Below are 9,785 nucleotides of genomic sequence, written 5' to 3' on the forward strand. Positions count from 1 at the left end.
TTTATAACCCGGCTTATACAGCCCTTCTACACAATTCCTAGGGTCGTCAGGAGGAGGTCGATGAGCTTGATGCCGATAAAGGGCACCACCAGGCCGCCCAGGCCGTAGACCAGGATGTTGCGGCGCAGGATGACATTGGCGCCCAGGGGCCGGTAGGCCACTCCCCGCAGGGCCAGGGGCACCAGGGCGATGATGATCAGGGCGTTAAAGATCACGGCTGAGAGGATGGCGCTCTGGGGCGTGGCCAGGCGCATGATGTTCAGGGCCTCCAGTTGCGGGTAGGTGACGGTGAACAGGGCCGGGATGATGGCGAAGTACTTGGCCACGTCGTTGGCCACACTGAAGGTGGTCAGGGAACCACGGGTCATAAGCAGCTGTTTACCGATCTCCACCACCTCCATGAGCTTGGTGGGATTGCTGTCCAGGTCGACCATATTGCCGGCCTCCTTGGCCGCCTGGGTGCCGCTGTTCATGGCCACACCAACGTCGGCCTGGGCCAGGGCCGGGGCGTCGTTGGTGCCGTCGCCGGTCATGGCCACCAGGTGCCCTTTGGCCTGGTATGCGCGGATAAGTTGCAACTTGGTTTCCGGGGTGGCTTCGGCCAGGAAATCGTCCACCCCCGCCTCCGCCGCGATGGCTGCCGCTGTCAGGGGATTATCGCCGGTGATCATCACCGTCTTGATCCCCATGCGCCGCAGCTCGGCGAAGCGCTCCTTGATGCCGCCCTTAATCACGTCCTTCAGGTAAATGACCCCCAGGACCCGGGCCCCTTCAGCCACCACCAGGGGGGTGCCGCCTTCCTTAGCCACCTTCTCTACGGTAGCTTTCACTTCGCCCGGCAAGGAACCGCCCTTTTCCCGGACATAGGTCTCAATGGCATCGGCCGCACCCTTGCGGATCTCCCGGCCTTCCAGATCAACGCCGCTCATGCGGGTGTGGGCGCTGAAGGGAATAAAGGTGGCCTTCAGGCTGCCCAGGTCCCGCTCGCGAATCTGGAACTTGTTTTTGGCCAGGACGACGATGCTGCGGCCTTCCGGCGTCTCGTCGGCCAGGGAGGCCATCTGGGCGGCGTCGGCCAGTTGCGCTTCGGTTACCCCCGGGGCCGGCATAAAGGCCGTGGCCATGCGGTTGCCCAGAGTGATGGTCCCGGTCTTATCCAGGAGCAGGACATCCACGTCGCCGGCTGCTTCCACAGCCCGGCCGGACATGGCCAGAACGTTACGCTTCAGCAGGCGATCCATACCGGCGATACCGATGGCCGAGAGCAGCCCACCGATGGTAGTCGGGATCAGACAGACCAGCAAAGCGATAAGGATAGGTACCGGGGCCAGGGCGCCGGAGTAGAGGGCGAAGGGCTCCAGGGTAGCCACCGCCAGCAGGAAGATGATGGTCAGGCCTACCAGGAGGATGGTCAGGGCGATCTCGTTAGGCGTCTTTTGCCGTCGTGCCCCTTCCACCAGGTTGATCATGCGGTCCAGAAAAGTTTCACCGGGGTTGGCCGTTATCCGCACCTTAATCCAGTCGGAGAGGACGCGGGTGCCGCCGGTGACGGCGCTGCGGTCGCCACCTGACTCCCGGATCACCGGCGCCGACTCGCCGGTTACCGCGCTTTCATCCACCGAGGCGATGCCTTCGATGACCTCGCCGTCGCCGGGGATGACATCCCCGGCCTCTACCAGAACCACGTCGCCCTTGCGCAGCTGGGAAGCCGGCAGAGGCTGGGTTTTACCGCCCACCAGCTTTTTGGCCGTCGTTTCACTGCGGGTGCGGCGTAAACTCTCGGCCTGAGCTTTGCCCCGTCCCTCGGCCAGGGCTTCGGCGAAGTTAGCGAAGAGGACCGTTATCCACAGCCAGACGGCCAGCTGGATATTGAAGGCCAGCATAGCCCGCGTACCTGTAACTAGATCCCGCAGGATGAAAAAGGTCGTCAACGCAGCACCTATTTCTACCACGAACATCACCGGGTTGCGCAGCTGCACCCGCGGGTCGAGCTTGCGCCAGGCGTCTTTGATGGCTGGGAGGATCAAGGCGCAGTTGAAGCTGCCCCGGGATCCGGCCAGCTTGTTGGAGAGATTACCTTCTCCGGACATAAAGCTTTCTACCTCCAAAAATAGGCTTCTACCCGCAGGCTGGCGTTCCAGGCTCCAGGCTCAATCGGCAATATTATCGTTCGTAGAGGAGGGCATCAGCCCCCCCTCGCGTCCCCTTAAACTAAAAAGTTTTGCCGGCCAGCATGAGCAGGTGCTCTACTATGGGGCCTAGAGCCAGGGCCGGGAAGAAAGTCAGGGCGCCGACAATGAGGACCACCGCCGCCAGCAAGCCGGTAAATAACAGGCTGGTAGTCTGGAAGGTACCCGGACCGGCCGGTACGGTTTTCTTCGTCACCATGCTGCCGGCAATGGCCAGGACCGGTAAGATGACCCCGAAGCGGCCGATAAGCATGGCCAGGCCGATAGCGAGATTATAAAAGGGTGTATTGGCGTTTAAGCCAGCAAAAGCGCTGCCGTTATTGCCCGCCCCCGAAGCAAAAGCGTAAAGGATCTCACTCAAGCCGTGGGGGCCGGAATTAGCGATGGCGGCGGTACCGGCAGGCAGTACCGACGCCAGGCCGCTACCCAGCAGGATGGTGGCCGCTGGGATGAGGACCGCCAGGGTGGCCATTTTCATCTCCCGGGCTTCGATCTTCTTGCCCAGGTACTCCGGCGTGCGGCCCACCATCAGGCCGATAATAAACACCGTGAGGATGACGAAAATGAGCATCCCGTAAAGCCCGGCGCCGACCCCGCCCAGGACCACCTCGCCCAGCATCATCTGCAGCATCGGGATGAGGCCGCCCAGGGGCGTCAGGCTGTCGTGCATGGCGTTGACGGCGCCGCAGGAAGCGGCGGTGGTGACGGTCGCAAAAAGGGCCGAGTTGGCGATGCCGAAGCGGACCTCCTTACCCTCCATGGCCGTAGGACCGCTGACGCCCAGGTTAGCCAGCTGGGGATTGCCATAGTGCTCGGCGCCGTAAACCACCCCCAGGCCCAGGACAAAGAGGAGGAGCATAGCGGCCAGGATCACCGTACCCTGGCGGTGGTTACCCACCATGCGGCCGTAGGTAATGGTCAGCCCCGCCGGAATGAACAGGATGGCTAGCATCTCCAGTAAATTGGTCAGGGGCGTCGGATTCTCGAAGGGGTGGGCGGAATTGGCGTTAAAGAAGCCGCCGCCGTTGGTCCCCAGCTCCTTGATGGCTTCCTGGGAGGCTACCGGTCCTAGGGCCAGGGTCTGCCGTCCCCCTTCTACGGTAGTTACCGTCAGGTAAGGGCTCAGATTCTGGATGACCCCTTGGCACACCAGCACCAGGGCCAGGACCAGGGCCAGGGGCAGCAGCACCCGGACGGTGGCGCGGGTCAGGTCGACCCAGAAGTTGCCGATGGTGGTCGCCGTGCGCCGCGCCAGGCCGCGGGTCAGGGCCACGACCACGGCGATACCCGTGGCGGCGGAGAGAAAATTCTGCACCGTCAGGCCGGCCATCTGGGTTAAGTAGCTCATGGTACTCTCGCCGCTATAGGCCTGCCAGTTGGTGTTGGTCATAAAACTGGCCGCGGTATTAAAGGCCAGGTCCGGGGGTACGGCGCTGAAACCCTGGGGGTTCAACGGCAGCCAACCCTGGACCCGCTGCAGCAGGTAGAGGGCTAGCATACCCAGAAAGTTGAAAAGCAGCAGCATGGCCGCGTACTCGCGCCAGTTCATCTCGTGACCGGCGTCCACCCCGGTCAGGCGGTAGACCAGCCCCTCCAGGGGATTAAGTACCGGGTCGAGGAAGGTCCTCTCGCCGCTAAAGACCCGGGCCATGTAGCGGCCCAGGGGTACAGCCAGGAGCAGGAGCAGTACCAGAAACAGGACCAGCTGCAGGATATCCATGTTCACGTTGATCATTCACCCCGTTTTGCTCAGGAATGGCCTGCTAAGCCTATCCTCTAATTGTTTGCCTTCCAAGCCGGCAAGGCCCAGGGCAGCCTTAAAGTTCCTCGGCGCGCATCAGGGCATAGACTAGATAGACCAGCAAAGCTACGGTAACCAGGCCCCCCATAATAAGATCAAACATTAACCTTCGCCTCCGCAAAAATCATTCTACCTGTAGTGGATGAGCGCTCACATTTTAAACGATTCGCCTCGCTCAAGTCCAATTTCCTGCCCGCGGTCGCAGTTATACTGGTGGGATGTGGGTTGCCGCTCTCCTCCAGGGTTCTGGTGCGCGATGGTGGCGCCGACCCCCGTGCAGGTTTATTTTACCCCCTTTGGCTATCAAATAGCTGTCAGGAAATCATGGCCAGGGGTAAAAAAAGTATAAAGATGGGCTCCATTCCCCGCCAAAAATCCGCCGCCAATTCGGCTCGCAGCGTTTCGACGTTCAATTCACCCGACCATAAGGCCCTCTGTTCCCGATCCTGCGCCTCATATCAAAATAACACTCAAGTGACTTAAAAAATAACCCCCATTGCCTGTCGGGCAGGGGGCTGCCGGGGAATGTTTCCCTGTTTTCCAATGGAGTAACCGGCGAGAGTATCGCCAGCCTAAAAATACAGATCCCTTGCGCCGGCGGCGATGTGCTCCAGGCGGCGTTCAGTCTCGGCGCGGATGGCCGCGGCCGGGATCTGCCCCATATGCTCCCTGATGGTAGCTTCCCCTGCTGCCCGGGTGGCCGGGCGGGCGTAGTCCAGCAGGTACTCCTTAAAGGTCAGGATGGCGTTGGGCTGGCAGCAATTCTGGATGGCGCCGGTTTTGGCGAGGGACATGAAGCGATCCCCCGTCCGTCCCTGGCGGTAACAGGCAGTGCAGTAGCTCGGCAGGTAGCCCCGCTGACAAAGGTCGAGGATAACGTCGTCGGGGTGGCGGTGGTCGCCAATTTCGAACTGAGGTGTATCGTCTTGATGATCGGCGTAATGGCGGCCGTAACCGCCGACGCCGGTGCAGGAACCGGCGCTGATCTGGGAGATGCCCAGCTGTAGGAGCTCGGCCCGTAGTTCCGGCGTCTCGCGGGTGGAGATGATCATGCCGGTATAGGGCACGGCCAGGCGGATGAGGGCCACCAGCTTTTTAAAGTCCTGGTCGTCTACCAGGTAGGGAAAATTCTCCAGGGTAATACCGAAAGCCGGCCGCAGGCGGGGAACGGAAATGGTATGGGGACCGACGCCAAAAACCTCTTCCAGGTGCCGGGCGTGATAGAGCAGGCCCATGACCTCAAACTTGTAATCATAAAGGCCGAAGAGGACCCCCAGGCCCACGTCGTCGATGCCGCCCGCCATGGCCCGGTCCATGGCTGTGGTATGCCAGTCGTAGTCCGATTTGGGGCCGCTGGGATGCATATAGGCGTAGGTCGGCCGGTGGTAGGTCTCCTGGAAGAGAATGTAGGTGCCGATACCGGCGGCTTTAAGCTGCCGGTAGTCGTCCACCGTCGTCGCGGCGATATTGACGTTCACCCGGCGGATGCTGCCGTTGGCCTCGGTAATGTGGTAGATGCGGTTGATGACATCCAGGACATAGTCCAGGGGGCAGTGGACGGGGTCTTCCCCGGCTTCCAGGGCCAGGCGCTTGTGGCCCAGGGACTCCAGGATGCGTACCTCCCGTTCCAGCTCCTCCGGCTCCAGGCGATGGCGCTCAAATTCGTTACTCCGGCGGTAGCCGCAGTAGCGGCAGTTATTGATGCAGTAATCGCTCAAATATAAAGGCGCGAACAGGACGATGCGCTGGCCGTAGATCTTCTCCTTGATTTCCCGGGCTACGGCGAACATCCGCCGCCGCACACCGGCGTCGTCGTTCTGGAGCAAAACGGCCACCTCGTAGGGTTCCAGTCCCTTAGCCGCCCTGGCTTTTTCCACGATCCGGGCCGCCTCGTCCGTCGCCGCCTGCCGGGCCTCGGCCAGGTAACCTTCTATTTCCTCATGGTTAATGAAGTTGGCGTGGTAGTCATGTTGCATAAAAAACCCTCCTTGTGCCGCCGACGGCTATTTTACGTAAAGAATATACCCATCGCCCAATATAAACCCTATTTCCGTAACTGCTTACTCACCGATTATTATCTAATGCTCCCGTTTCACTTACCAGTGATCGCCACCCGGGCGATGGGTGTTTCAACATCAGCCCTGCAAGTTGCCGGAGTTAAATGTAGTTTAATTCCTCTGTCGACCCTTCGCCATACCCTCTCCGCTTCTGCTCCGTTTTATGGACGTTTGTCGCATAAAACCATACTTAAACTTAAATCGTCACGACCATAAACTGTTTTAACGCATGGCCCGGTCCCCGGCCCAGGCGCCGGCCCAAGGAGCGTACCATGCCCTCCAGGCAGTGGCGGCAGTCTTCCGGTCCTTCATTGACGCAGATTTTATTGGGATAGATCTGGTAATCAGGTCGGTATTCCGCCGGCGTCAGGTTGGGCATGATGACATTGGCCCCCCGGGTCAGGGCCAGCTGGCGCCCATTGGCAGCCAAAGTGCCTAGGGCCGTGGTGGCCGGCAGGTGGGCGTAGGGGATGACCAGGCGGGCTACAGCCACCACCCGGTAGGTCAGCTCCACGCTCCCGGCCGGCTCCCCGCCCAAGGGGGTGTCCGGGTGGGGAATAAAGGGGCCCAGGCCGGCCATCTCCACGTCCAGCTGCCGTAGGAGGAGCAGATCGTCGGCCAGATCGGCCAGGCTCTGACCCGGCAGGCCGATGATGTTACCCGAACCCACCTGATAGCCCAGCTTTTTGAGCCAAGTAAGACACTGCCGGCGCGCCGACCAGCTCATCCCCGGATGCAGGCGGGCGTAAAGTTCTTCGTTGGCAGTTTCGTGTTTCAGGAGGTAGCGATCGGCCCCCGCCTCTCGCCAGCGGGCGTATTCTTCCCGGGGGCGCTCGCCGACGCACAGGGTGACGGCCACACCCAGCTTTTTAATCTCCCGGATTACCCCGGCCAGGACCGGGGCCGTATACCAGGGGTCCTCCCCCGACTGGAGGACCACGGTACCGTAACCCAGTTCCGCCCCCCGGCGGGCCACAGCGACGATATCCTCAGGCATCAGGCGGTAGCGGCGTAACCTGGCGTTATCCGCCCGCAGGCCGCAGTAATAGCAACGGCGGCGACAGTAGTTGGAAAACTCGATGATCCCGCGCAAATGGACCTCGTCCCCGGCCACCCGGGCGCGGACATTGTCGGCTTGCCGGTAAAGGGCGTCCGCTTCGGCGCCGACAGCCGCTCCCAGCAGGGTGATAATATCTTCCCGATTCAGCTCCCGGCCGGCCGCCGCCCTGGCCAGGCAGGCCGCAAATCCCGTTCGCAAGGACTTCCCCCCTTTCATGCACCATTGGAACTGCGTCTCAGACCCATCAGAGCATATTGGCAAAAATCCCTTCCCTAGGCACTTTGGGCACATTGGGCACTTATAGATACCGCAGGACTATAAGGGTCGGGCGCGAAAAATAGTGTTGCAGTACTTGAGCGAAGCAGGTTGAACCGGTGGCGATACCTTAAAAGCGCCGCACCTCCGGCTGCGGTGCCTGAAACTCAACTTCCCTTTCCGGTTAAAGCCGCCCGTACCTTGACCCCGGGCAAACCGCCCAGTTTCCCCGTCAAGGCGCCAATGGTGTCCGTGGTCCCGTCAACGATCAGGGCGATAACGGCCACTCCCCGCTCCCGGTAGGGGATACCCATGCGGCCGACGATGCAATGGCCGTAATCGCTTAAGATGGCATTGACCCGGGCGGCAGTATGTTCCCGGTCCTCGATCACTATACCCACGACGCCGATCCGGTTTTCCACCGCACCACTCCTCTCGCTGCCGTATCTGGTAGTTGCGACATTTTTCCTGGCAAGATGCCGATGCAAGCTCCAACCAAAAAACGCCTGCCAGCTAAACAGCCGACAAGCGTCAAACGTCTAATTTCATAATCAGGCCCCCTTCCCTCAGGTTCAGGTTAACCCCTCACCGCAGGTTTTGTCTGCTTCCCTCCCGGGCCGGTCCTGCGACCCACCTGGTCAGGTTTGTTCAAGATCTATTTTGCACCACAGCGGGTCAAAATGCAAGGAGAATTTTTATTGTGCGGATACAGCCTTCCGGCTAAAAAATTTTGTCCTCCCCGCCGCCCTCCTCCGGCAGGAATTCTTTTGCCGGTAGAGAAATTTATACTGGTAATAATCTCCGTAGAAAGGAAGTGCCCGATGGAAGAACTACTCAGGCAGCTCCTCCAGGGGCAGGAGGAAATTAAAGTAATACTACAGCAACACGGTGAAACCTTACAACAGCATGGCGATATCTTACAGGAACATAGCGTAATTTTGCAGCATCAAAGCGAAACTTTGCAGCATCATAGCGAAGTCTTACAACAACAAAGCGAGATTTTACACCATCATAGCGAAGTTTTAGAGCATCATAGCGTAATTTTGCAGCATCATAGCGAAGTCTTACAGCATCATAGCCAACAGCTAGAAAAGTTGCAGCAAAGACAGCTCCGGATCGAAAACAGCATTGAAAATGAAATAGCACCTAAAATCAACGCCCTCTTTGACGCCTTTGAGCTACGGGGCGATCAAATCGAAAAGCTCCAAAAACACCTGGATGGACGGCTGGATGCTATCGCCTTCGATGTTAATTACCTGCTCAATAAGACCGCCCGCCAGGAAACAGCCATTATTGAATTAAAGCAGGCCAGATAAGAAACTTACTCATAGTGGGTCCACATCCGTAATATTTTAACTATCCCTTCATCCCTGAAAACTTCATAGACAATTCGATGCTGAATATTTATCCGGCGCGCATAAGCCCCTTTTAAATCCCCTTTAAGCCCCTGATAGATTAATTTATATCCCATCCAATATCCTCTACGCATTCGCTAACAGGCGTATTCATGCCTTTGATAATTGATTCCCTCATGCCCGGAATGGATACTAAATACAGAGTTTCCTGGATGGCCCGCCAATCGGCTTCGGATACCAGGATCACATTGCCATTTTTAGCCGCTGACCTGGTGGTGAAAGTCCACTGCAGGCGAGGCAACACCAACCTATTAGCCAAAGGCAAGGGTATCCGCCGCGAGGTGGATAAATTTTACCTGTTCCTGTGCGCCTGGATTATCTCGATTTGTGCTGGGTCAGTTGGGCATAGCAGCTATTCTCCGTACTGATATCCCCATTCTCAACAATAAGCATCTTTGTTACCCGCTCAGTAAGCACCCAGTGCCAGACCCCTTGCCTGACATTATATACCTTATATACCTTGCCTGGCTCCATCCAGGTACTGAATACTTCACCCGGGACTACTATAGTTATGAGGCGATTAAAGTGGTCTTACTGGAGCTTTCCGAGCTGGTGGCCCGGAGGGCTGCCTGGGAAATTACCTTGGCCGCACGGTGAGTATTAGCCTTAAAGACGCCAAGTATAACTGGCTGGGACGTTCTTACACCCTGCCCTATTATACTGATACGGCTGCTGATATTTACGCGGCGGCCCGGCAGCTCCTCCAGCGTTACTGGCTGCCTGGGCGACCGGTGCGGCTGATGGGAGTGAGCCTGGCCGGCCTGGTGCCGGCGTGCACGCCAGGAAGACCATTTTGGCCGGGCGGAAAAGCAGGCCTGCGGCTTCTACTGCCCAAAGATTTAGCTAGCGGTTCTTCCCATCTTCATGCCGCAAAAATATGGTATAATAGTACCCAGAAGAAGGTGATCCCTTGCCGGATAATTACGGGCAACCCCGGCCTCCCCACCACCCCCACGACAAGGGTTACCGGCAGCTCCTGGCCGACAAAAGGGTGTTCCTGGAACTCTT

Annotated in this window: 8 protein-coding genes and 2 pseudogenes; 2 read left to right on the plus strand and 8 right to left on the minus strand. The window is 58.8% G+C overall.

Translation table 11 applies throughout. The features are described from left to right. Nucleotides 1-26: 26 nt before the first annotated feature. From kdpB to SDD30_RS02375, 6 genes are all read right to left on the minus strand, one after another. The gene (gene kdpB / locus SDD30_RS02350; RefSeq protein WP_434073322.1) at nt 27-2,090 is read right to left on the minus strand and encodes a potassium-transporting ATPase subunit KdpB; all 2,064 of its coding nucleotides are present in this window, start codon (nt 2,088-2,090) and stop codon (nt 27-29) included. A gap of 121 nt (nt 2,091-2,211) precedes the next feature. Further along, the gene (gene kdpA, locus SDD30_RS02355) at nt 2,212-3,924 is read right to left on the minus strand and encodes a potassium-transporting ATPase subunit KdpA (protein ID WP_434073323.1); all 1,713 of its coding nucleotides are present in this window, start codon (nt 3,922-3,924) and stop codon (nt 2,212-2,214) included. Between the two features lie 82 nt (nt 3,925-4,006). Then, a complete protein-coding gene (kdpF, locus tag SDD30_RS02360; RefSeq protein WP_434073324.1) occupies nt 4,007-4,111 on the minus strand; it encodes a K(+)-transporting ATPase subunit F in 105 nt (34 codons plus the stop codon). Between the two features lie 451 nt (nt 4,112-4,562). Further along, nucleotides 4,563-5,966, minus strand: coding sequence for a [FeFe] hydrogenase H-cluster radical SAM maturase HydG (hydG, locus tag SDD30_RS02365; RefSeq protein ID WP_434073325.1), 1,404 nt, complete (start codon nt 5,964-5,966; stop codon nt 4,563-4,565). 277 nt (nt 5,967-6,243) lie between these two features. Next, entirely contained in the window at nt 6,244-7,305 is a 1,062-nt protein-coding gene (gene hydE, locus SDD30_RS02370; protein WP_434073326.1) for a [FeFe] hydrogenase H-cluster radical SAM maturase HydE, read from the minus strand. A 224-nt stretch (nt 7,306-7,529) separates the two neighbouring features. Continuing rightward, on the minus strand, nt 7,530-7,784 hold the full coding sequence (locus SDD30_RS02375) for a TM1266 family iron-only hydrogenase system putative regulator (RefSeq protein ID WP_434073327.1): 255 nt from the start codon (nt 7,782-7,784) through the stop codon (nt 7,530-7,532). A 399-nt stretch (nt 7,785-8,183) separates the two neighbouring features. Here SDD30_RS02375 and SDD30_RS02380 point away from each other — a divergent pair, with 399 nt between their 5' ends. Further along, on the plus strand, nt 8,184-8,678 hold the full coding sequence (locus SDD30_RS02380; protein ID WP_434073328.1) for a hypothetical protein: 495 nt from the start codon (nt 8,184-8,186) through the stop codon (nt 8,676-8,678). Nucleotides 8,679-8,683: 5 nt separating this feature from the next. Here SDD30_RS02380 and SDD30_RS02385 read toward each other — a convergent pair. Both SDD30_RS02385 and SDD30_RS02390 read right to left on the minus strand, forming a co-directional pair. Further along, nucleotides 8,684-8,815 (minus strand): annotated as a pseudogene (locus SDD30_RS02385) (Txe/YoeB family addiction module toxin); the annotation flags it as partial. Between the two features lie 2 nt (nt 8,816-8,817). Beyond that, nucleotides 8,818-8,973 (minus strand): annotated as a pseudogene (locus tag SDD30_RS02390) (type II toxin-antitoxin system Phd/YefM family antitoxin); the annotation flags it as partial. 397 nt (nt 8,974-9,370) lie between these two features. Here SDD30_RS02390 and SDD30_RS02395 point away from each other — a divergent pair. Continuing rightward, a partial coding sequence (locus SDD30_RS02395) for a DinB/UmuC family translesion DNA polymerase (RefSeq protein ID WP_435870346.1) occupies nt 9,371-9,785 on the plus strand: 415 nt, incomplete at its 3' end.

The organism is Moorella naiadis (nom. illeg.), assembly GCF_051020825.1.
Classification (GTDB): Bacteria; Bacillota; DSM-521; order Neomoorellales; family Neomoorellaceae; genus Neomoorella; species Neomoorella naiadis.

Bases quoted from the DNA above. Each gene is read 5' to 3' on its own strand.
- hydG (WP_434073325.1), bottom strand. From the start codon at position 5,966: ATGCAACATGACTACCACGCCAACTTCATTAACCATGAGGAAATAGAA.
- kdpB (WP_434073322.1), bottom strand. From the start codon at position 2,090: ATGTCCGGAGAAGGTAATCTCTCCAACAAGCTGGCCGGATCCCGGGGC.
- kdpA (WP_434073323.1), bottom strand. From the start codon at position 3,924: ATGATCAACGTGAACATGGATATCCTGCAGCTGGTCCTGTTTCTGGTA.
- SDD30_RS02380 (WP_434073328.1), top strand. From the start codon at position 8,184: ATGGAAGAACTACTCAGGCAGCTCCTCCAGGGGCAGGAGGAAATTAAA.